19 protein-coding genes and 2 pseudogenes are annotated in these 20,837 nt (G+C 73.1%); 11 read left to right on the plus strand and 10 right to left on the minus strand.

Going from position 1 to position 20,837, the window contains the following annotated elements; genetic code table 11:
• The first annotated feature begins 66 nt into the window (after positions 1-66).
• From ORI94_RS10445 to ORI94_RS10455, 3 genes and pseudogenes are all read left to right on the plus strand, one after another.
• Complete coding sequence (locus tag ORI94_RS10445; protein ID WP_266074173.1) at positions 67-963, plus strand: LysR family transcriptional regulator ArgP; 897 nt, start codon at positions 67-69, stop codon at positions 961-963.
• Between the two features lie 152 nt (positions 964-1,115).
• Complete coding sequence (locus tag ORI94_RS10450) at positions 1,116-1,361, plus strand: WhiB family transcriptional regulator (RefSeq protein ID WP_266074174.1); 246 nt, start codon at positions 1,116-1,118, stop codon at positions 1,359-1,361.
• A 104-nt stretch (positions 1,362-1,465) separates the two neighbouring features.
• Positions 1,466-1,815, plus strand: a pseudogene (locus tag ORI94_RS10455) (DUF488 domain-containing protein).
• A gap of 28 nt (positions 1,816-1,843) precedes the next feature.
• Here ORI94_RS10455 and ORI94_RS10460 read toward each other — a convergent pair.
• Together ORI94_RS10460 and ORI94_RS10465 are read right to left on the minus strand one after the other, a co-directional pair.
• Positions 1,844-3,517, minus strand: a complete 1,674-nt coding sequence (locus ORI94_RS10460) for an FAD-binding dehydrogenase (protein ID WP_266074175.1) — start codon at positions 3,515-3,517, stop codon at positions 1,844-1,846.
• Between the two features lie 16 nt (positions 3,518-3,533).
• On the minus strand, positions 3,534-4,175 hold the full coding sequence (locus ORI94_RS10465; RefSeq protein WP_266074176.1) for a TetR/AcrR family transcriptional regulator: 642 nt from the start codon (positions 4,173-4,175) through the stop codon (positions 3,534-3,536).
• Between the two features lie 1,058 nt (positions 4,176-5,233).
• Between ORI94_RS10465 and ORI94_RS10475 the strand changes: the two genes are divergently transcribed.
• A complete protein-coding gene (locus tag ORI94_RS10475; RefSeq protein ID WP_266074177.1) occupies positions 5,234-6,469 on the plus strand; it encodes a DUF4032 domain-containing protein in 1,236 nt (411 codons plus the stop codon).
• 57 nt (positions 6,470-6,526) lie between these two features.
• Here the strand turns inward: ORI94_RS10475 and ORI94_RS10480 are convergent, their stop codons facing one another.
• Entirely contained in the window at positions 6,527-7,399 is an 873-nt protein-coding gene (locus ORI94_RS10480) for a universal stress protein (protein ID WP_266074178.1), read from the minus strand.
• A gap of 469 nt (positions 7,400-7,868) precedes the next feature.
• Between ORI94_RS10480 and ORI94_RS10485 the strand changes: the two genes are divergently transcribed.
• From ORI94_RS10485 to ORI94_RS10495, 3 genes are all read left to right on the plus strand, one after another.
• On the plus strand, positions 7,869-8,546 hold the full coding sequence (locus ORI94_RS10485; protein ID WP_042172360.1) for an AIM24 family protein: 678 nt from the start codon (positions 7,869-7,871) through the stop codon (positions 8,544-8,546).
• A 137-nt stretch (positions 8,547-8,683) separates the two neighbouring features.
• Entirely contained in the window at positions 8,684-9,643 is a 960-nt protein-coding gene (locus ORI94_RS10490) for a threonine/serine dehydratase (RefSeq protein WP_266074180.1), read from the plus strand.
• Between the two features lie 225 nt (positions 9,644-9,868).
• On the plus strand, positions 9,869-11,545 hold the full coding sequence (locus ORI94_RS10495; protein ID WP_266074181.1) for a serine/threonine-protein kinase: 1,677 nt from the start codon (positions 9,869-9,871) through the stop codon (positions 11,543-11,545).
• On the opposite strand, the gene ORI94_RS10500 is transcribed toward ORI94_RS10495, so the two are convergent.
• On the minus strand, positions 11,492-12,997 hold the full coding sequence (locus ORI94_RS10500) for a serine hydrolase domain-containing protein (RefSeq protein WP_266074182.1): 1,506 nt from the start codon (positions 12,995-12,997) through the stop codon (positions 11,492-11,494). The two genes, ORI94_RS10495 and ORI94_RS10500, sit on opposite strands and share 54 nt — an antisense overlap.
• Positions 12,998-13,171: 174 nt before the next feature.
• On the opposite strand from ORI94_RS10500, the gene ORI94_RS10505 reads away from it, so the two are divergent.
• A complete protein-coding gene (locus ORI94_RS10505) occupies positions 13,172-13,597 on the plus strand; it encodes an SsgA family sporulation/cell division regulator (RefSeq protein WP_266074183.1) in 426 nt (141 codons plus the stop codon).
• A gap of 10 nt (positions 13,598-13,607) precedes the next feature.
• Here the strand turns inward: ORI94_RS10505 and ORI94_RS10510 are convergent, their stop codons facing one another.
• The 3 genes from ORI94_RS10510 to ORI94_RS10520 form a co-directional block, all read right to left on the minus strand.
• On the minus strand, positions 13,608-14,033 hold the full coding sequence (locus ORI94_RS10510) for a DUF6328 family protein (protein WP_416237803.1): 426 nt from the start codon (positions 14,031-14,033) through the stop codon (positions 13,608-13,610).
• A gap of 236 nt (positions 14,034-14,269) precedes the next feature.
• On the minus strand, positions 14,270-15,253 hold the full coding sequence (locus ORI94_RS10515) for an aldo/keto reductase (protein WP_266074185.1): 984 nt from the start codon (positions 15,251-15,253) through the stop codon (positions 14,270-14,272).
• Positions 15,254-15,432: 179 nt separating this feature from the next.
• Positions 15,433-16,143 (minus strand): ribonuclease H family protein, encoded by a 711-nt coding sequence (locus ORI94_RS10520; protein WP_266074186.1) that lies wholly within the window; start codon positions 16,141-16,143, stop codon positions 15,433-15,435.
• Positions 16,144-16,329: 186 nt separating this feature from the next.
• Here ORI94_RS10520 and ORI94_RS10525 point away from each other — a divergent pair, with 186 nt between their 5' ends.
• Positions 16,330-17,304, plus strand: a complete 975-nt coding sequence (locus ORI94_RS10525; protein WP_266074187.1) for an SGNH/GDSL hydrolase family protein — start codon at positions 16,330-16,332, stop codon at positions 17,302-17,304.
• Positions 17,305-17,415: 111 nt separating this feature from the next.
• On the opposite strand, the gene ORI94_RS10530 is transcribed toward ORI94_RS10525, so the two are convergent.
• A complete protein-coding gene (locus ORI94_RS10530) occupies positions 17,416-17,898 on the minus strand; it encodes a VOC family protein (RefSeq protein WP_266074188.1) in 483 nt (160 codons plus the stop codon).
• A 159-nt stretch (positions 17,899-18,057) separates the two neighbouring features.
• On the opposite strand from ORI94_RS10530, the pseudogene ORI94_RS10535 reads away from it, so the two are divergent.
• A pseudogene (locus tag ORI94_RS10535) lies at positions 18,058-18,579 on the plus strand (ClpP family protease); the annotation flags it as partial.
• 24 nt (positions 18,580-18,603) lie between these two features.
• Here ORI94_RS10535 and ORI94_RS10540 read toward each other — a convergent pair.
• Positions 18,604-19,029 (minus strand): helix-turn-helix transcriptional regulator, encoded by a 426-nt coding sequence (locus tag ORI94_RS10540; protein WP_323056034.1) that lies wholly within the window; start codon positions 19,027-19,029, stop codon positions 18,604-18,606.
• A 185-nt stretch (positions 19,030-19,214) separates the two neighbouring features.
• Here ORI94_RS10540 and ORI94_RS10545 point away from each other — a divergent pair, with 185 nt between their 5' ends.
• Complete coding sequence (locus ORI94_RS10545) at positions 19,215-20,102, plus strand: RNA polymerase sigma factor SigF (protein WP_042172377.1); 888 nt, start codon at positions 19,215-19,217, stop codon at positions 20,100-20,102.
• A 199-nt stretch (positions 20,103-20,301) separates the two neighbouring features.
• Here ORI94_RS10545 and ORI94_RS10550 read toward each other — a convergent pair whose 3' ends face one another.
• Entirely contained in the window at positions 20,302-20,757 is a 456-nt protein-coding gene (locus ORI94_RS10550) for an ATP-binding protein (RefSeq protein ID WP_266074189.1), read from the minus strand.
• Between the last annotated feature and the right edge of the window lie 80 nt (positions 20,758-20,837).

Below are 20,837 nucleotides of genomic sequence, written 5' to 3' on the forward strand. Positions count from 1 at the left end.
AGGACGTTAGAGGCCGCTCCCTGGTGCAGTACAGCTAATGATTCTTACGTACCCTTAGCCGATGTGATGGACGATCTGCCCCTGGACCAGGTGAGGACCCTGCTCGCCGTGGTGGACGAGGGCACCTTCGACGCGGCGGCCGCGGCCCTGCATGTGACGCCCTCCGCGGTCAGCCAGCGGGTGAAGGCGCTGGAGCAGCGCACGGGGCGGGTACTGCTGCTGCGGACCCGGCCGGTGCGGCCGACCGGGTCGGGCGAGGTGCTGGTGCGGCTGGCCCGCCAGGTGGCACAGCTGGCGCGGGACGCGTACGCGGAGCTGGGAGTGAGCTCGGCCGGGGAGCCGACCCGGGTGTCGGTGGCGGTGAACGCGGACTCCCTGGCGACCTGGTTCCTCGAGGCCCTCACCCGCATCCCGGACGAGCTGCGTCTCTGCTTCGAGCTGCGCCGCGAGGACGAGGCCCACACCGCCGCGCTGCTCCGCGAGGGCGCGGTGATGGCTGCGGTGACCTCGTCGCCGGACGCGGTGCCGGGCTGCTCCGTACGGCTGCTGGGACGGATGCGCTATCTCCCCGCAGCCGAACCGGAGTTCGCCGCGCGGTATCTCGCCGGGCCGCTGGAGGAGACGCTCCCGCGGGCACCGGTGGTGACCTTCGACCGGCGGGACGACTTCCAGGACGCCTTCGTGCGCCGGCTCACCCGTGGCCGCACGGGGGCGAGCACGAGCCGGCACCTCGTGCCGACCTCGGAGGGGTTCGTCGAGGCGGTGGCCGTGGGCCTGGGCTGGGGCATGGTCCCCGAGAAGCAGGCCGACCCCCTGCTGCGGTCCGGTCGGCTCACCGTCTTCGCCCCGGACCTCACGGCCGACACGCCCCTGTACTGGCAGCAGTGGAAACTGGACTCCCCGGCCCTGACGGCGTTGGCCGAGTCGGTGGCGGCAACTGCGGCCACAGCGCTGCGGAGTTGAGGGGGCGTCACCCGTCCGCCGTCGGCCGGCCGGGCGTGGCCGCGATGACGCACGACACCGGCGACGCTGTTTCATCCGGCGCCGACAGGTGACCCGTGACGGAGCAGGCATCCGAAGGATGCGTACCCACTCCGGATCACAGGTGGTTTTCCATGGATGACTGGCGGACCCGCGCGGCCTGCCGGGACGAGGATCCCGACCTCTTCTTCCCGATCGGGACCTCCGGCCCGGCCCTCCTCCAGACGGAGCAGGCGAAGGCGGTGTGCCGACACTGCCCCGTCCAGCAGCAGTGCCTCGACTGGGCGATGGAGTCGGGGCAGTCCCTCGGGGTGTGGGGCGGCACCAGCGAGACGGAGCGGAGCGCGCTGAAGCGGCGCCTGAAGGCGCGACGCGCCTGAGGCAGCCCTGTTCCGTGCCCTGTCTCCCCGCCGTTCCGCTGCCCGCCGTGCCCGGCCCGGTGGGCGGCGTTGGGCTCACGGGAGAGCGGGGGAAGGGACCGGTCATGAGCGTGCGTGGGCGCCGTGTCCACGAACCGCCCGAGCCGGACGACGGGAACCGTGTGCTGGTCGACCGGCTGTGGCCGCGTGGTCTGGCGAAGGACCTGGCCCGCGTGGACGAGTGGCCCGAGGGGCTGACCCCGTCCACGGCCTGCGCCGCTGGTACCACGCGGGTGAGCGGCCGTACGAGGAGTTGCGCGGGCGCTACGAGAAGGAGCTCACCACTCCCGAGGCGGCCGAACTCCTCGAACACGTAAGGGAGCCGGCCGCACAGGGCGACGTGACGCTGCCGACCGCGGCCAGGGAGCCGAAGACCGGTCACGCCGAGGTGCCGGCCCGCCTCCTCGGCCGCTGACCCGGCCGTCACCTCCGGCGCCTGCCGGCTACGCCGTCTGCCGGGCCGCCGCCCGGCCTGCCGCGCGCCCCGAGAAGAGGCAGCCACCGAGGAAGGTTCCCTCCAGGGCGTTGTAGCCGTGGAGGCCTCCGCCGCCGAATCCCGCCACCTCACCCGCCGCGTACAGCCCTTCGACGGGCCTGCCCTCGCCGTCCAGCGCGCGGGATTCGAGGTCGGTCTGGATACCGCCGAGGGTCTTGCGGGTGAGGACGTGCAGCTTGACGCCGATCAAGGGGCCGGCCGCGAGGTCGAGGATACGGTGCGGGGCGGCCACGCGGGCGAGGCGGTCGCCGATGTAGCGGCGGGCGTTGCGGATGCCCTGCACCTGGGCGTCCTTGCTGAAGGTGTGGCCGAGCTGGCGGTCGCGGGCCTCGATCTGGCGCCGGACGGCGGCCGCGTCGAGGAGCGGCTCGTCGGTGAGGGCGTTCATCCGGTCGACGAGCTGCTCCAGGGTCGGGGCGGACACGAAGTCCGCGCCCTCGCGCAGGAAGGCGTCGACCGGGCCGGGGGCGCCCTTGCCCAGCACGCGTTCGCGCAAGAAACCGGCCCGGTCCTTGGCGGTGATGTCGGGGTTCTGCTCGGAGCCCGACAGTGCGAACTCCTTTTCGATGATCTTCTGGGTGAGGATGAACCAGGAGTGGTCGTACCCGGCGATGTCATCGGTGGTGCGCAGGTGCTTGAGCGTACCCAGGGTGTCGTACCCGGGGAGGCAGGGCTCGGGCAGCCGGCGGCCGAGCGCGTCGAACCACATCGAGGACGGTCCGGGCAGGATGCGGATGCCGTGGCCCTGCCAGACCGGGTCCCAGTTCCGCACGCCCTCGGTGTAGTGCCACATCCGGTCCCGGTTGACCAGGCGCGCGCCCGCCCGCTCGCTGATGCCGAGCATCCGCCCGTCCACGTGGGCGGGGACCCCGGTGACCATCTCGCGGGGCGGGGTGCCGAGCCGCTCGGGCCAGTGACGGCGCACGATGTCGTGGTCGGCGCCTATACCACCACTGGTGACGATCACGGCCTGGGCGGTGAGTTCGAAGTCACCGACCGCCTCGCGGTTGGAGGCGACGCCGCGCGGGGCGCCGTCCGGGGCCAGGACGGCGCCCCGCACTCCGCTCGCGGTGCCGTCCCGGACCACCAGTTCGTCGACCCGGTGCCGGTGGTGGAAGGTGAGCAGTCCGTCGCGCGAGGCCTGCCGGGCGTGGCGGACGAAGGGTTCGACGACACCGGTACCGGTGCCCCAGGCGATGTGGAAGCGGGGCACACTGTTGCCGTGCCCGTCCGCGCGGAGGTCTCCGCGTTCGGCCCAGCCGACGGTGGGCAGGAACGAGATGCCGTGCCCGGTCAGCCAGGACCGCTTCTCCCCCGCCGCCCACTCGACGTAGGCCCGCGCCCAGCGCACCGCCCAGGCGTCCTCGTCCTCGAGCCGGTCGAATCCGGCGCTGCCCCGCCAGTCGCTCCAGGCGAGGTCGAAGGAGTCCTTGACGCCGAGGCGCCGCTGCTCCGGAGAGCCTACGAGGAACAACCCGCCGAAGGACCAGAAGGCCTGCCCGCCGAGGTTGGCGGCGTTCTCCTGGTCGACGAGGGCGACCCTGCGGCCCCGGCTGGTCAGTTCGTGGGCCGCGACCAGGCCCGCGAGACCCGCTCCGACGACGATGACGTCGGCGTCCATGACGACCGTCCCTTCCTCATCCGCGCCGGTGCGCGGCCGGTTCGGCGCTGCCGTCGGTGAGCAGCGCGGTCAGTAGTTGCTCGAGCCAGGCGCGTGCGTGCTCGACGTCCCCGTCCAGCAGCAGTTGGGTGGTGACTCCGTCGTACGCGGCGACCACGGCGTGCGCGGCGCCGTCGGCGGTGCCGAGGACGGCGGGCAGTTCGGTGCGGCCGCGGGCCCGGCCCAGGTGGTCCGCGATGGCGCGGCGCAGCCTGGCACGGTGTTCCAGCAGGGTGCGGGAAACCTCCGGGTCGCGGGCGGCACGCACCAGGAAGTCGGTCTTCACCAGCAGCCAGTCCCGGTCGAGCAGCAGCACCTCGGTGACGCGGTCCACGGCGTCGGGCACGTCGAGGTCGGGTCCGCCGCCGGCGAGGGCTCCAAAGACCTGCTCGGCGATGAGTTCGGCGCGCTCCGCGTACAGGGCGAAGAACAGTTCGTCCAGGGTGGCGAAGTTCGAGTAGAAGGCTCCCCTGCTGTATCCGGCGGCCTCGCAGATCTCCTCGATCGAGGCGTGCCCGAAGCCCTTGGCCGCGAACACGGCGAACGCCGCCCGGAGCAGGTTGGCGCGCGTGCGGAGGCGGCGTCCGGTCACTCGCCCGGTGCTGCCGTCCACGGCCATCCCGCCACCCCCCCGTTCGATACACGAACGTATCCGGTACGCGAATGTATCCATAGACCTCGGGGACAGGAACTTCCCGGACTCCGGGAACCTCCCGGCTTCCCCGGGGCCTTCACCACCCGATACGGGATGCGCACCGCGTTCCCGGCCCGTACCGGCTGCGACACGAACGGAACCGCCCCACCGACGCCGTCCCGACCTGCCTCCCGGGCGGCCTCCGACCGGGACGACGGACCGGGCGACCGTGCGCGCAGAGGTACGGCGGGTGGCCGACGGCACCCACCTGGTGCACGGTTCGGACACCAACTGGGTGATCCTCCAGGAGGGGAACGCCGTCACACGGGCCGACACCGGGTACCCGGGCGGCCGCGGACGGCTCCCCGCCTCCCTCGCGGAGGCGGGCGGTCCGCCGGGGTCGGTCGCGGCCGTCCTCATCGCCCGCGCCCCCACGGACCACTTGGGCTCCGCCGAGTACCTGCGGGCCGCCTACGGCACGCCCGTGCACCCGCACGAGGCCGAAGTCCCCCACGCCCGCCGGGACTTCCCGCACCAGGTGACCGTCGGGCAGGTGCTGCGCAACAGCCGGCGGCCGGGTGGGCCGCCCTGGGCACTGCACGTGGTGCGCTCCGGCGGCACGGCGCACGTGCCGGTCGCCGCGCCCGAGCCGTTCCCGCGGCCCGCTCCGCTGGACCTGCCCGGCCGGCCGGCTCCCGTGCACACCCCTGCCGCACCGACGGGCACCGCGTCTCCCTCTCCCGGACATCGGGGCAGTGGTGTCCGGCGACGCCTGGTGAGCACCCACCCGGCCCCCCGGACCGACGGACCGCACCTGCTGTCCCCCGTGTTCCACCACGAGCGGGCCGCCGCCGTCGAACCGCTGGACATCCTGGCAGAGCCGGAGGGCGACCTGACGCTGCCCGGACACGGCTCCGCGCACCCGGGGGCCCGGAGGACGCGGCGGAGCCGGCCCGCGAACGCGTACCACAGGCTGGGCGGACGACCGCCAGTGCGACAATCACACCGAAGACGGCCGCCCAGGAAACGAGGACACCCGAGCCATGGCCCTGCAGATCAGCGCGACCAACCCGGAGCACCCCGCGCTCCTGCTGGAACTGCCCTGGCAGCTGCCGCTCCAGGAGTGGCCCGAGCGGTACCTGGTACCGCTGCCGCGCGGCATCTCCCGGCACGTGGTGCGCTACGCCCGCGCCGGTGACGAGGTGATCGCCGTCAAGGAACTCGCCCGGCGGCCCGCGCTGCGCGAGTACGAGCTGCTGCGCGACCTCGACCGGATCGGCATCCCCGCGGTGGACCCGCTCGCCGTGGTCACCGGCCGCGCGGGCACGGACGGGGAGCCGCTGGAGAGCGTGCTGATCACCCGGCATCTCGGCGGGTCGATGCCGTACCGGTCGATGTTCGAGACGACGCTGCGCCCGGCGACCATGCACCGGTTGATGGACGCGCTCGCCGTACTCCTGGTGCGGCTGCATCTCGCCGGGTTCGCGTGGGGCGACTGCTCGCTGTCGAACACGTTGTTCCGGCGGGACGCGGGCGCCTACGCCGCCTATCTGGTGGACGCCGAGACCGGTGAGCTGCACCCGGAGCTGAGCCCCGGCCAGCGCGCGTACGACCTTGATCTCGCCCGCGTGAACATCAGCGGCGAGCTGCTCGACCTGGAGGCCTCCGGGGCGCTGCACCCGTCCGTGGACCCCGTCGAGTTCGGCACCGAGATCTGCGCCCGCTACGAGGACCTCTGGCGCGAGCTGACCCGCACCTCCGTCTACCCGGCGGGCAAGTACCACTACATCGAGCGCCGGATCCGCCGACTGAACGAGCTGGGTTTCGACGTGGCCGAGATGCAGATCGAGCACGCCTCCAACGGCGACACGGTCACCTTCGTGCCGAAGGTCGTCGACGCCGGGCACCACCAGCGCCAGCTGCTGCGCCTGACCGGGCTGGACGCCGAGGAGAACCAGGCCAGGCGGCTGCTGAACGACCTGGAGAGCTGGATGGCCACCCAGGACGACTACACCCCCGACGGCGGCCTGCCCGGCGCCCGCCCGGAGGTGCTCGCCCACCGCTGGGTGCGGGAGGTCTTCCGCCCGACCGTGCGTGCCGTGCCACCCGGACTCCGCGGTCCGATGGACGCGGCCGAGATCTACCACGAACTCCTCGAGCACCGCTGGTACCTGTCCGAGCGGGCCCAGCACGACATCGGTCTCGACACCGCGGTCGAGGACTACATCAGGAACATCCTGCCCAAGGCCCGGGAGACACTGCGGCCGACGACCGACTGAGCCGGGCGGGCGACCGAACCGGGCGGGCGGCGGCCGGCAAGGACCGGTGCGGCCGGGTCAGCCGTGCGGGACCACCGCCACCGGGCAGTCCGCGTGGTGCAGGACGCCGTGGGCGACCGAGCCGGTCCGGGCACCGACGGCGCTGCGGCGTGCGCGACGGCCGACGACCAGCAGCTGGGCCGTGCCGGACACCGACAGCAGCACCTGCCCGGCGCTGCCCATCTCCACGTGCTCGACGACGCGCACCTGCGGGTAGCGCTCGCGCAGTGGCGCGAGGGCGTCCGACAGGGACTTCTGCTCGTACGGCTCCAGGCCCCCCGCCTCGTCCATGAGCCGCAGCGTGTCCGGGCTGTAGGCGAACATCGGCGGCAGGGTCCAGGCCCGTACGGCCCGCAGGGCGGCCCCCCGCGCGGCGGCGGCCTCGAAGGCGAATTCCAGCGCGGCCGCGCTGTCCTCCGGATCACCCTGCTGGCCGACGACGATCTCCCGCCCGGCGACCTCGCCGGACGTCGTGTCCCCGGCCCGTACGAACACCACCGGCCGCCGGGCCTCGACGATCACCTGCTGACCGACCGAGCCGACCAAGAAGCCCATGATCCGCCCGTGCCCGCGGGAGCCGAGCACCAGCATCTCGGCGTCCGCGGCGGCCCCGGTCAGAGCCTCGACTGCATCCCCTTCCGGGACGTCGGTGGTCACCGCGAGGGCGGAGTGCCGTTCGGTGACCTGGCGGACCGACTCGGTCACCGCGTCGCGCACCCAGCGCTCCTGGGTGGCGGCATCGCCTGCGTCGACCGTCTCGTGCGTCTGGAAACGCCAGGCGTGCACCACCCGCAACGGCCGCCCCCGGCGGACCGCTTCCCTCGCCGCCCAGGCCAGTCCGGCGAGGCTCTCCCCGGTTCCGTCGACCCCTGCCGTGATCGGGCGTGTCATGCGGTTCCTCCTGTGTCGTGTCCACTACGCACGGTCCAGTCTTCCCTAACCCGCCTTCATGGCTTCGACCTGGGAGCAGGTAGGGGTGGACGCGGCGGATCCGGTGGCGCCGGGACGCTGGTGGGCCGAGGCCCCGGCCGGGTGGTGCGGGGCGACTCGCCCGAGGAGTGCGCGGTCCGGTCGGACCGGGGCCGGCCGGCAGGACCGGTCTTCGTGCCGGTGCCGGTGCCGGACGAGCGGACCGTGAAGAACCGGCTCCGTCCACATGTCCGGCCCGACGACCGGGCGGCGAAGGCCGCCCGCCCCTCCGTCCCCGGCGCCCACCGGGGACGGATGCCGGCCCTGCCGTCCGGCACAAAGGGCAGCAGGCGGGCGGCGGCCCCGCCGGTACGTACCGGATCCAGCTCTTCGGTGCTTGGGGACTGGCCGGATCTTGGCGGAGGGAGCCCTTCCGGGTGAGGATGCCCACATGAAGGGTGATCTGTTTTCCAGCCGGCACATGGTGCAGCCCGCCTCGGCCCCGGGCATGACGGTCGAGAACGCCAAATGCATCCGCTACGTGGTCAACGGCGAGATGCACGCCCGGCAGGGCGCGATGATCGCCTACCGCGGCGGGCTCCAGTTCGAGCGCAAGGGTCAGGGCGTGGGCGGCATGCTCAAGCGCGCGGTGACCGGCGAGGGGCTGCCGCTGATGGCGGTGCGGGGGCAGGGCGAGGCCTGGTTCGCGCACGAGGCACAGAACTGTTTCATCGTCCAGGTCGATCCCGGCGACGAGTTCACCGTCAACGGCCGCAACGTCCTGTGCTTCGACTCCACGCTGTCGTACCGCATCGCGACCGTGAAGGGTGCCGGCATCACCGGTGGCGGCCTGTTCAACAGTGTCTTCACGGGGCACGGCCTGCTGGGCCTGGTGTGCGAGGGCGACCCACTGGTCCTCCCGGTGTCCCCGCAGTACCCGGTCCACGTCGACACGGACGCGATCGTGGGCTGGACGGCGGGCCTGTCGACCACCCTGCACCGTTCGCAGTCGCTCGGTTCGATGCTGCGCGGCGGCTCGGGCGAGGCGGTGCAACTGGTGCTGCAGGGTGAGGGGTACGTCATCGTGCGGCCCAGTGAGGCCACGCCGGTGAAGGCACAGCAGCACTGAGGGCCGTCCCCCGGGCCCCCGCTCCGGCCTCCGGCGTGTACGACCCGCCGGGCCGACCGTGTTGACCCCGGTGGTCCGGCCGGGTCAGGGTTCCTCTCGGCACGGATCATGCCCCCGTGCCAGGGAGGGTGGTTGTGGTGATCGGGATGCCGGAGATCGAGGCCGCGGCCGGGCGGATCGCCGGACACGTGGTACGGACGCCGACGGTACCGAGCCCCGGGCTGTCGGCACTGCTGGGCGCCCCGGTCACGGCGAAGCTGGAACTGTTGCAGCGCACCGGCTCGTTCAAGGCCCGCGGCGCGGTGGCGAAGCTGTTGTCGTTGAGCGAGGCGGAGCGGGCCGCCGGGGCCGTGGCGGTGAGCGGCGGCAACCACGGGATCGCCGTCGCCGTCATGGCCGCCGCCCTCGACGTCAAGGCCACGGTGGTGATGCCGCGGTCGGCGCCCGCCCGGGCCGTGGAGGTCGCGGAGAGCGCGGGCGCGTCGGTACGGCTGACCGACGACATGGACGGCGCGTTCGCGCTGATGGCACGGCTCCAGCAGGAAGGACTGACCCTCGTCCACCCCTTCGACGACCCGGTGGTGGTCGCCGGCCAGGGAACGGTGGGACTGGAGTTCGCCGACGACGCCGGTGACCTCACCGACGTCCTGGTGAGCATCGGGGGCGGCGGGCTGATCTCCGGTGTGGCCGCGGCACTGCGGGCCCGGCGGCCCGGGGTCCGGATCTGGGGTGTGGAGACCGAGGGCGCCCAGGCGATGTCCGAAGCGCTCGCGGCGGGCAAACCGGTGCCGGTCGGACTGTCGTCGATCGTCTCCACGCTCAGCGCCCCGACGGTGTCGCAGTTGACGTACGAGCATGTGTCGGCGCTGGTCACCGAGGTACTGGTGGTGCCCGACCGGGAGGCCGTGCGGGGTTCGCTCGACCTGGCGGTCCATGCCAAGGTGTGGACGGAGCCGGCCGCGGGGGCTCTGCTGCCCGCCGCGCGAAGAGTGCTGGAGCGGGTCGGTGAGAGGGCAAGGATCGGGCTGGTGGTGTGCGGGGGCAACGCGACCACCGGCGACATGATCGCCTGGGCGTCCCGCTTCGGGCTGCGGTGAGCCTTCCGGCCGGGCCGTCGTGACACCCGGTCGTGACGTCCTGTCCGCTCCCTGCCCCGACGCGGAATCGGGATCGAGGCCGGGCTCCTGGGTAAACCCGGGGTCTGACCGAAGGACAGTAATGCGCCGGAGCCTGGATTCGGGCGCCGCCCCTTGAACGGAGGCCGTGCGGTCCCGCGTACCACTGGGAAAGGCGGGAAGCAGCGGCGTCGACGAGGGATGGCCATGGGCAGGACGCACGTCTCCACACACCGGCCGGTCGCCGGGCGGTTCCGGCTGGTCGAGATCATCCACCGCGGGACCCACCACGTCAGCTGGTACGCCGACGACCTCACGACGGGCCGCCCCTGCCTGGTCGCACAGGTCGCGCTGCCCGGGAATCCGGGCGAGGACGGGCGCCACGCCCCCTTCCGCGCCCACGTTCCCTCCCGTGTCCTGCGTACGACCGAAACGGTGGCGCGGCTGTGTCCCGGACGGATCGCCGCCGTCCTCGACTCCGTCGACGAGAACGGTTTCCTGTGGACCGCCGCCGCCTGGGTCGACGGCATTCCTCTCGGTGAACTCCTGGCCGAGCAGGGCCCGTTACCCTTCCTCCGGGCCGCGCGCATCGGGCTGGAACTGCTCGACGTGCTGGACGCCGCGCACAGCGCGGGTGTGATGCACGGCGAACTCGGTCCCGGCCAGGTGTTCGTGCGGGAGACCGGTCCGGTCGTGGTCACCGGGTTCGGCCTGGCCGGCACCGGCCCGGCCCGGCGGCTCACGGCGCCGTCGTACGCGGCGCCGGAGCAGGCCCGCGGCGAAGACACCGGGCCCGGGGCGGACCTGTGGGCGCTGGGCGCGCTCCTCCACACGATGGTCGAGGGACGCCCGCCCTTCCGTGACCGGGGGCGGCCGGAGGCCACGCTGAGGGGGGTGGACCGGCTGCCGTTGCGCACGCCCCTGCGCGCGGGACCGCTCACCCAGGTCGTCCAGGGGCTGCTGCGCAAGGACCCGGTGGAACGGCTGACCCGGCAGGTGGTCCGCGAGGCGCTCGGCCGTGTTCTCGCGGAGAACCCCGGCTCCGCCCCCGACGCCGTGCCGGACCGCCCTCGGCTGCGCCGCGCGCACCCCACCCTTCTCGGAGACCCCGGCCGCGGCGGGAACAGACGGACGACGGTCCTCGGTACCACTCTGGCCGTGGTCACCGTAGCGGTCGCCGTGCTCACCGCGGCCGCCCAGGGGCTGCCCGGCACCGGTTCCGAGTCCGCCGGCGGCACGCCGAGCGCGCCGCCCGCCTCCGCCGCCGCTCCGCCCGCCCCGTCGGCCGTGCCCCGGGCGCCCGGGGCGTCCGGTGACCCCGGCGGCCGAAGGACGCCCGCGCCGTCCGCCACCGCGACTCCCCCGCCGGCCCCGACCACCCCGGCTCCCCCGGGGAGGGGCGACCTCCCGCCCGGTTATCGCCTCCTGCGGGCGCCGGAGGGGTTCTCCGTCGCGCTTCCCGAGGACTTCGAGCGCGTGGACACCTCCCGCGTATCCGACCTCGCCTACCGCATCACCTTCGGCACGGACGACGGCGCCCGCACCCTCGCGGTCACCTACAGCGAGCGGGTGGGGGCCGACCCGGTGGCCGTGTGGCGGGACGACGTGGAGCCTCCCCTGGAACGGACGGCCGGCTACCAGCGGATCGGCACGATCCGCGCGACCACGTACCAGGGGCGCGAGGCCGCCGACATGGAGTGGCTCTCGACGGGTGAGGGCCTGCGGGTACGCACCTTCGGCCGCGGGTTCCTGCTGGGCGGCGGACGCGGCTTCTCGCTGCGCTGGACGACCCCGGCCGCCGACTGGGAGGACCCCGCGAACCGGGAGGCGCTACGGACGTTCCTGCGGACCTTCCGGCCGTCCTCCGGCCGAGCCGGAGCCTGAGACCGAGCCGCGCGGCGCGCACAGCCGGCGCAGGGGCGCGGGCGGCCGGCTCAGCGGGCGGGTGCGCCAGTGGGCCGTGAAGGTCCGGTCCGCGAGGGAGCACGTGACCCGGAGGCGGTGCGGGGTCTCCAGGAACGCCACCTCCACGGCGAGGGTGTTGTCGTCGGCCCAGCCGCCGCTCACCGCGAGCGGTCCGGGCTGGTCCTGGACCGCCCACCCCGTGCCGCCGAGCGGCAGGTCGAGGCGGTGGCCGTCGTCCACGAGGCTCAGCGTCCAGCGGTCCCCGGCGTCCTTTGCCAGCTCGGCGGCGGTCAGCGTCGGCTGGTCCGCGCAGACCCCGCCGTACGGGGCGAGGCGCGCGGTGGCCCGGTCCCGCGCCCCCTCCGGCGGCACCGGGCTCCCCGCTGCCGGTGGCAGGGCGAGCCGGGCGAGGCGCTCGCCGAGAGCCCGGTCCTCGGCGTCCCGTCCGGTGAGCGGGCCGGGGCGGAAGGCCGGCACGAGATGCCGCCAGACCAGGTTCAGGTACTGCTGCATCTGCTCGGTCGCCGCCGTCGTGGCGATCACGGCGTCGTACTCGGGCAGCACGAGGCAGAACTGGCCGTACGCCCCGTCGCCCCGGAACCCGTGCCGGGACATCCAGAACTGGAACCCGTAGCCCCGGTCCCAGTCCTGCCGGCCGGTCTCCCCCATGGCCCCGGCGGTCGGTATGTGCGCACGCGTGGCCCTGGCGACCCAGCCCTCGGGCAGCAGCCGCTTGCCGTCCCACACCCCGTCGCCGAGGTACAGCAGGCCGAGCCGGGCGATCGCGTCGGTGGTGGCGTGCAGCCCGCTGAAGCCCAGCTCACGGCCGGTGCGGTCGCGTTGCCACAGGGTCTCGCCGATACCGAGCGGGTCCAGCAGGCGGGGCCGCAGCCAGTCGGTCAGCCGCTGTCCCGTCTCCCGCTGCACGATCGCGGCGAGCGTGTACGTGCAGAGCTGGTTGTACGCGAAGACCGTGCCGGGGTCGTGCTCGGGCGGCTGGAGCAGAAATCCGCGTACCGGCTCGGCGGGGTCGGTCGCGTAGGCCACGTCGACGGTGTCGGCCTCGTGACCGCTCGCCATCGACGCGACGTGCCGGACCAGCATCGACCGGCTGCGCGGGTCGGTGATGTCCGCTTCGAGTTCCGGGAAGTACGAGAGCACCGGGGCGTCGAAGTCGATCAGCCCCTCGGCCTCTGCGAGGGCGGCGGCGGTGGCGGTGAAGCTCTTGCTGAGCGAGTAGAGCAGGTGCGGCCGCTCGGGGGTGTACGGCGCCCACCAGCCGGTGGCGGCCTGCCGGCCGTGGCGCAGGATCATCAGGCTGTGCGGCTCGATGTCCGGAGCGTCGCCGAGGGCGTCGAGGAAGGCGTGGACACCGGAGGCGTCGACGCCCAGTTCCGCGGGGGTGCCGGTGGGCAGCGGGTGAGCAGTCATGGGGTCGATCATGCCCTGCCGCCCGGACTCGATGCACCCTCGGGCGGTCAGCGGCGGGGACGGCCGAGCGGCGGGCCGGCACGGTGGTGCGGATCAGTTTCCGAAGGGTCCGCGCATGTCCCGCCTCTTCGGGGTAGGAGAGGTCCCTGTGCCGGTACGACCAGGAGGCCTCCCGTGAACGCGACAGTGCACAAGACCTTGGTGATGGAGCTCCAGGCGGGTGTCACGGACCGTTTTCCCGTGCTCACGCACCTGAGCTACGACCCCGCCGACCCGTTCGCCGTCACGCTCGCCTTCAGTCACGACGGCCGGATCCTGGCGCGCTGGCGGCTCGACCGCGGGATGCTCGCCGACGGCCTCACCCGCCCGGTCGGGACCGGTGACGTACGGCTGCGCCCGGAGTCGAGAGGGGTGGAGCGGGAGCTGCGGATGGAGTTCCTCGGTGAGACCCACGCCGACGGCAGCCGGCACCACGCGGTGGTGTTCGCGTGGGCCGGCACGGTCGGGGACTTCCTGTGCGACACCTTCCGCTCGGTCCCGCCCGGCAGCGAGGAGACCCGCCTCGACGACTTCCTCACAGAGGTCCTCACGGGCCACTGAACGACGTCGGTCACGGTGCCGTGTGCCGGTGCCGGGTCCACATCGGGAGGGCGAACCAGCACAGCAGGTACCAGGCGACCACTCCGGCGACCAGGTACGGGACGAAGCCGTCGTCGGTGGCGACGCGCAGGATGAGCAGCAGGGAGGCGGTGGTGGTCGCGAGCAGCAGGAGAAGGCCGAGCATGGTCAGCCGGGACGCCCATCGCACCGCCTGCGGTTTGACCCGCCGCCCGGACACGAGCCGGTGCAGGGAGACGGGCCCGATGAGCGCACCGGTGGCGCAGGCCCCGAGGACGACCGTGACGATGTAGAGCTTCTGGTCGGCGTCGGACAGCTCGGCGTACTTCGAGGTGAACACGACGGTCAGCAGGAATCCGAAGAGGATCTGGACGCCCATCTGCGCGACACGGACTTCCTGGATGAGTTCCTGCCACATCCGGTCCGCGCGCTCCTCCTCGGTCTCGTTGCGGCCTCTGCGGCCGCCCTCGCCCTGCTGCGGGTGTGGCACGGTGCGCCTCCTGAGGTGAGGAACGGCCTCGGTGCGTCTCGTCCTCGGGTGCCCACCGTCCGGGGCTCCTACCGCCCGGCCGTCACGCATGAGCGGGCTTCCACCGGTTCCGTCACCGGCAGGCGTCCGCCCGGCCCTTCACCGCCGGGCTGCCGGGCGGTGCCTCACCAGCGGCCTTCCACCTGCTCCTTGATCCGCCGCTCGTACAGGTCGTCGATCGCGGCGAGCGTCTGCTCGGACAGCTCCGGAAGCCGGGCGGCGTGCGCGTTGGCACGGGCCTGCTCGGGCGAGCGGGCGCCGGGGATGACGGTGGTGACTCCGGGCTGCCCGACGATCCAGCGCAGGGCGAGCTGGGCCGGGGTGTACCCCTCGGGGGCGAGCGCGGCGAACTCGGCGGCGGCCTCCACACCGGTCGTGTAGTCGACGCCGGAGAACGTCTCGCCCTGGTCGAAGGACTCACCGTGCCGGTTGAAGGTGCGGTGGTCGTTCTCGGGGAAGACGGTGTCCTTGGTGTACCTGCCGGACAGCAGGCCGGAGGCGAGCGGGACGCGGGCGATGACGCCGACGCCCGCCGCGCGGGCCGCCGGGAGCACCTCGCGCAGGGGCTTCATGCGGAACGGGTTGAGGATGATCTGCACGCTCGCCACGTTCGGCCGGGCGATCGCGGTCAGCGCCTCCGCGCAGGTCTCCACGCTGACCCCGTACGCGGCGATCCGCTCCTCGGCGACCAGGGTGTCGAGGGCGTCGAAGACCTCGTCGGTGGAGTACACGGGGGTCGGCGGGCAGTGCAACTGCACCAGGTCGACGCGGTCGACGCCGAGGTTGCGGCGCGAGCGGTCGTTCCACGCGCGGAAGTTGTCCAGGACGTAGCTCTCCGGGATCTGGTCGACCCGGCGGCCCATCTTGGTGGCGACCAGTACGTGCAGGTCGGGCCGTCCGCTCAGGAACGACGCGATGGTCTGCTCGCTGCGTCCGTCCCCGTACACATCGGCGGTGTCGAAGAAGGTGACCCCCGACTCGGCGGCGGCCTCCAGAACCGTGAGGGCCTGCTTGTCGTCGACGTCCCCCCAGTCCGCCCCGAGTTGCCAGGTGCCGAGACCGATCACGGAGGCGTGCTGACCCGACCTGTCGAATATGCGCTCGTCCATGGGCGTCAGTCTGCCATCCGTCCTGGCCGGGCGCGGCATCTGTGGCCCCGGGGGGTGAGCCGGGCCTGCGCGGCGGGCGCCGACGGCCGGTTCGGCACGCGGGCACACCTCGGGACCGGTGAGGCGTTCGGTCACCCGGGCACGGAAGCGGCGCACGGGACGTCGCCCGTGCGCCGTGCTCAGGCGCTCTCGGCCGTGCGGCACTCGGGGTGGCCCCAGCCACTGTCGTTCTTGGCGATGGGCTCGCCGGCCGCGTAGGACCGGCCGCACAGGCAGCGGCCCGGGAACTTCGCCTTGATCGTGCGGTTCGAGGAGCCTTCGCGCGGCCGGGACGACGTCCTCGCCCCGGAGGACCTGCGCTTGGCGGCAGCGGCCGGCGGGGTGTCCGGGGAGGGCGGCGGCTCGGGCGAACCCGCGTCGCTGCCCGCGTCCTGCTGGACGACGGCCGCCTGGCTGGCGGCGCGGTCGGCGAAGTCGTTGAGGCGGTCGCCGTCGGCCTGGTGGGCGGGGACGTAGCGGAACTCGACCGAGCGGCCCTGCAGGAGTCCGTCGATGCCGACGACCAGTTCCCGGTTGGCGACCGGTTTGCCGGCCGCCGTCCGCCAGCCGTTGCGTTTCCAGCCGGGCAGCCAGGTGGTGACGGCCTTCATCGCGTACTGGGAGTCCATCCGGACCTCGAGCGGCACATCGGGGTCGGTGGCCGCCAGCAGTCGCTCCAGCGCGGTGAGTTCGGCGACGTTGTTGGTGGCCCTGCCGAGCGCGCCCGCCTGCCAGCGGACCGGGGTCTCGGAGGCGTCGGCGATCACCCAGGCCCAGGCGGCGGGTCCGGGGTTGCCCTTGGAAGCCCCGTCGCACGCGGCCACAACACGTTCACGCATGCACCCGATCATGCCATGGCCGTGCGGGCCGGCCGGCCGCGTGGTCGGTCCTCGCCCCACGCTCGTCATCCGCGCCCGGGTCCGCGCGCCGAACCGGCCGGGGCCCGGTGAACGGCCCGTCCCGAAACGCGTCTTCCCCTCCGGGCCGGGCTGTGCTTGCCTGGGTGCCGTTCCGGCCGGGCGGGGTGGGAGTCACGTATGCGCAAGCCGTGGGTCGTGGGGGTGGTGCTGGCCGCCGTGCTGCTCGGTGCGTGCGGGGATCCCTCGTCCGAGCCGACCGCCGCACCACCGCCGGCCGCCCCCGGGGCATCGGCCACCACGCACCAGCGTGCTGCGGCCTCCCCGGACGCGGCCTCCTCCGGCAGGGCTTCCACCGAGGGCTCCTCCCCCGGTGCCACGTCCTCGTCCGGCGCCAAAGCCGCCGGGGGGTCACCCACCGTGCTGTACCTCGGCGACTCGCTCGCGATGGAGAACCAGGAGGTCCTCGGGCGGGAGCTGCGCGGGGAGTTACGCGCGCGCTACACGAGTGCGCCCTACTCGGGCACCACCCTGTGCGACTACCTGGAGGGTACGGCCGAGCGCTCCCTGGTCCCGGCGGCGGACAAGGCGGCGGCGCTGGTGCGTTCGCTGCGCCCGGACTACGTGGTGCTGCAGTTCTGGGGCAACGCCTGGGGTTACACCCCCTGCATGGACGGGGTGACCTACGACTCCTCCCACGAGCGGTACCTCGAGCGGTACGCGGCCGACGCACGGCACCTCACCCGGCAGATCACCGCGGCCGGCGCGGCCCGGCCGCCGCGCATCGTCTGGGTGTTGCAGGGCCCCGACCCGATCACCCCCGACCGAATCCGCCGGGTGAACGGGCTCTACGAGAAGCGGGCCGCCGCCGACGGCGGCCTCCTGGCGGACGCGGGCAAGGCGGTGAGTCCGGCGGGGGCGCGCCACACCTGGTCGCAGTACCTGCCCTGCACCGCCTACGAGCGGACCCACCCCGAGTACTGCACCCAGCGGGACCGTGACCGGACGGCCCTGCACCGGGACGACGACTACCTGCACTTCTGTCTGGCACCCACGACATCGACACCGAAGCCCTGCCCTGTCCGCTCGCCCGGCGTCCTGCGGATGGCACGGGAGATCACCCGGGTGATCGGGGAGCACGCCCGCGCCCGCTGACGGGACGGGCGGACGGTCGGCGCGCGGGGCGTCGGCACACAGCGGGCAAAGGGCCCGGGCAGCGTGGCGGGGCGGGGCCCTCCCACCGCCCCGCCTGCCGCGCCCTCCTGGTCACCCGCCCGCGCAGGCATTCTCCAGGGCGGCGATGTCGAGCTTGCCCATCGCCCTCATGGCCTTCATCGCGCGGGCCGCCTTCCGGGGGTCGGGGTCGGCGATCAGCTCGGTCAGCCGGGTGGGAACGACCTGCCAGGACACGCCGAACCGGTCCTTGAGCCAGCCGCAGGGCCCGTGCTCGCCGCCTCCCTCGACGAGCTTGTCCCAGTAGAAGTCGACCTCGCCCTGGTCGGCGCATTCGATCTGCAGGGAGATCGCCTCGGTGAACCTGAACTCGGGTCCGCCGTTCAGCGCGACGAACCGCTGGCCGTTGGCCGTGAAGTCCACGGTGAGAACGGAGCCCTCGGGTCCGGGGCCTGCCTCGGTGTACCGGAGGGTGCGGCCGACGCCGGAGTCCTTGAACACGGACACGTAGAAGTCCGCGGCTTCCTCGGCCCGGCCGTCGTACCAGAGACACGTGGTGAATCCGTCGGTGGTCATGGATACCTCCCAGGGGCGTGGAACGCGGTCATCGGTGTCGACCGGTCCGGCCCCCGGAACTCATCGGCGACGGCGGAGCCGTCGCCGGGCCACGGTGCCGGGCAGAGGGCCTCTGCCCGCGGCGGACCTGCCGCGGGCAGAGAAACCACCGCAGGTCCGTCCGAGCGGATCATCTTCCCCGGCACCGGGATCGACGACGGGGTCGCAAACGTCGTCATCGCGCAGCTTCTCCGTCTGGAGTCGTCGGCTCCGGAGAGCGGGATCGCGGTCTGCATCAACTCCCCGGGCGGCTCGTACACCTCGCTCATGGCGATCTACGACACGACGGTGTTCGTCCAGGCGCCGATCCCGACGTACTGCGTCGGGCAGGCGGCGTCCACGGCGGCCGTGCTGCTGGCCGGCGGTGACACGAGGCGCCGGTTCGTCCTGGAGCACGCGCGGGTGCTCCTCGGGCAACCCGCCGCGGGCGGGCACCGGGGCACGGTCTTTGATCCGTCGCTCCGGGCCAAGGAGATGCTGCGCATCCGTGCCCAGGTGGAGGAGGTACTCTCCCGGCACACGCACCACGACGTGGCGACGCCGCGAGCGGACATGGACCGCGACAAGGTGTTCACCGCGCGGGAGACCGTGGCGTACGGCCTGGCCGACGAGGTACTGAGCCGGCACCTGGCGGGCGGGTGAGGCGCCGGCCGCGGCACGGTCGCGTCAGGCGGCCAGGCACAGTCCGTCGTACGAGGCGCGGGGCGTGCCCCGGCTCAGGGGAGCCCGCCGGCCGGCGACGCGGACGAGTTCGTCCCGGGCCCGCGACAGCAGGTCGCCCAAGCCCAGGCCGAGGGCCTGGGCGGCGGCCGCGAGAACCTCCGACGAGGCCTCCTTGCGGCCCCGCTCCACCTCCGACAGATACGGCATGGAGATCCGGGCCGTGTCGGCGACGTCCTTCAGCGTCCGCTCCTGGGCGAGCCGCTCCCGGCGCAGCACGTCGCCGACCAGGTCACGCCACAGCGGCTCTTTGGGAGGGGGAGCGACGGGAACGGGGGCCGGCGGAGCGGCGGCGCGCCGCGTGGGCGCATGGCGCGCCCACGCGGGCCGCGGAGGGATGACACGGACGTCGAGGGGCACTTGGTTGCTCACCCCTCCAGCGTAGGAATCCTGGCGTCCGGGGGAAGGAAGTGGCGTTCCGCCCTGAGTGAAGAGGGGGCACCGTGCGTCACCGCGAAGGTTTCCGAAAGTCGTGGGGAGTGTTCGGGCTGCAGCTGGGTAGCCGCACCTCCGAAGGACCCAAGGGCATGTTCGTCGAACTTTCGTGGGGAGAGGCAATGGAGACCGTCGTGATCCGGTCGCAGGCGCAGGTCGTCGAGAAGAACGCCAAGGCCGGGACGGGCGACGGAAGCCTGCCCGGGGTCGCCGACCCCCTGGCCGTCGCTCCGCGCGACGCCAAGGAGCTCTCCCGCCAGTTCTTCCGTCGCCTGGCGGAGCTCGAGGAGGGCACGCACGAGTACCAGTACGCGCGCAACACCCTCATCGAGATGAACATGTCGCTGGTGCGGTTCGCGGCCGGACGGTTCCGCGGCCGCGGCGACGACATGGAGGACATCGTCCAGACCGGCATGATCGGTCTGATCAAGGCGATCGACCGTTTCGAGCTGTCGCGCGAGGTCGAGTTCACCTCCTTCGCGCTGCCGTACATCGTCGGCGAGATCAAGCGGTTCTTCCGTGACACCACCTGGGCGGTCCATGTGCCGCGCCGGCTCCAGGAGCTGCGGGTGGAACTCGCCAAGGCCCGCGAGGAGCTCGCCAGCCGGCTGGACCGCGAGCCCACGGTCGCCGAGCTCGCCACACTGATGAACATCACCGAGGAACAGGTCAACGAGGGCCGACTCGCCGCGAACGGCTACAACTCGTCGTCGCTGGACGCCGCCCTCACCGGTGACGGCCCCGAGAACGGCGAGTCCGTGCTGGCCGACTTCATCGGTGTGGAGGAGGAGGGGTTGCAGCTCGTCGAGGACTTCCACGCGCTCGCTCCGCTCATGGCCGAGCTCAGCGACCGCGACCGCGAGATCATCCGGATGCGGTTCGTGGAGGAGGCCACCCAGGCGGAGATCGGTGAACGGCTCGGGTGCTCGCAGATGCACGTCTCCCGGCTGATCAAGCGGATCATCGGTCGTCTGCGTGAGGGCATGCTGGGCGAGCTGGGCTGCGCCTGACGGGAGGACGACGGAAGCGGGGGGGGGGGCCCGGGGGGGGGGCCCCCCGGGCCGGGGGGGGGGGGGGGGGGGGGGGGCGGCGGCGGGCGGGGCCCCCCCCCCGCCGGCCCCCCCCCCCCGCTTCCGTCGTGTCGTGTCCGGTGTGTGCAGACCTTCCGGTGGTGCGCTTTCGAAGATGTGCTCCGGCCGCTGGTACCGCTCAGCCGGCACCGAGACTCAGCACGGCGCGGACCCGCTTTCCGACCGGTATCCGCTCGACGAGAACGTCGCGCGCGAGAGCCTGCACGATCTCCAGGCCGTGGCAGCCGATGCGTTCCGGGTCACGGGGGTAGACGCGGGGCAGTGTGCCGCTGCTGTCGTAGACGGTGACCGTGACCGCCTCGTCCGTACCCTCCAGCTCCAGGATGTACGGGCCGTTGCTGTGCCGGTCGGCGTTGGTGACCAGTTCGCTCACGACCAGGAGCGCCGCGCCGTCGGCCCGCTCGCCGATCGTGGCGCACCACTCGCTCCTGAGCTGTTCGAGGAACAGCGTGGTGAAGGCACGTGCCTCGGCGATGCATCCCGGCTCGCCGGTGAAGTGCGCTGTCCGCCGTAGCGGTTCCACGGGTACATCGAAACCAGTCGGTATCACTGCCCCGTCCAGGTGATTGGTCATGCGGTTCTCTCTGGGAAGCCGGGCTGCCGGACGATCTGCACTGATGCACGTACCCCGAGTCCGGCTCATCAGTCCCCTGA

This window comes from Streptomyces sp. NEAU-W12 (assembly GCF_026242095.1).
Lineage (GTDB): Bacteria > Actinomycetota > Actinomycetes > Streptomycetales > Streptomycetaceae > Streptomyces.

Coding starts and splice junctions, on each gene's coding strand:
- ORI94_RS10445 (WP_266074173.1), top strand. CDS start 67: ATGGACGATCTGCCCCTGGACCAGGTGAGGACCCTGCTCGCCGTGGTG.
- ORI94_RS10500 (WP_266074182.1), bottom strand. CDS start 12,997: ATGACTGCTCACCCGCTGCCCACCGGCACCCCCGCGGAACTGGGCGTC.
- ORI94_RS10485 (WP_042172360.1), top strand. CDS start 7,869: ATGAAGGGTGATCTGTTTTCCAGCCGGCACATGGTGCAGCCCGCCTCG.
- ORI94_RS10525 (WP_266074187.1), top strand. CDS start 16,330: ATGCGCAAGCCGTGGGTCGTGGGGGTGGTGCTGGCCGCCGTGCTGCTC.
- ORI94_RS10515 (WP_266074185.1), bottom strand. CDS start 15,253: ATGGACGAGCGCATATTCGACAGGTCGGGTCAGCACGCCTCCGTGATC.
- ORI94_RS10520 (WP_266074186.1), bottom strand. CDS start 16,143: ATGATCGGGTGCATGCGTGAACGTGTTGTGGCCGCGTGCGACGGGGCT.
- ORI94_RS10530 (WP_266074188.1), bottom strand. CDS start 17,898: ATGACCACCGACGGATTCACCACGTGTCTCTGGTACGACGGCCGGGCC.
- ORI94_RS10550 (WP_266074189.1), bottom strand. CDS start 20,757: ATGACCAATCACCTGGACGGGGCAGTGATACCGACTGGTTTCGATGTA.
- ORI94_RS10450 (WP_266074174.1), top strand. CDS start 1,116: ATGGATGACTGGCGGACCCGCGCGGCCTGCCGGGACGAGGATCCCGAC.
- ORI94_RS10545 (WP_042172377.1), top strand. CDS start 19,215: ATGGAGACCGTCGTGATCCGGTCGCAGGCGCAGGTCGTCGAGAAGAAC.
- ORI94_RS10495 (WP_266074181.1), top strand. CDS start 9,869: ATGGGCAGGACGCACGTCTCCACACACCGGCCGGTCGCCGGGCGGTTC.
- ORI94_RS10465 (WP_266074176.1), bottom strand. CDS start 4,175: ATGGCCGTGGACGGCAGCACCGGGCGAGTGACCGGACGCCGCCTCCGC.
- ORI94_RS10510 (WP_416237803.1), bottom strand. CDS start 14,033: ATGTGGCAGGAACTCATCCAGGAAGTCCGTGTCGCGCAGATGGGCGTC.
- ORI94_RS10480 (WP_266074178.1), bottom strand. CDS start 7,399: ATGACACGCCCGATCACGGCAGGGGTCGACGGAACCGGGGAGAGCCTC.
- ORI94_RS10460 (WP_266074175.1), bottom strand. CDS start 3,517: ATGGACGCCGACGTCATCGTCGTCGGAGCGGGTCTCGCGGGCCTGGTC.
- ORI94_RS10475 (WP_266074177.1), top strand. CDS start 5,234: ATGGCCCTGCAGATCAGCGCGACCAACCCGGAGCACCCCGCGCTCCTG.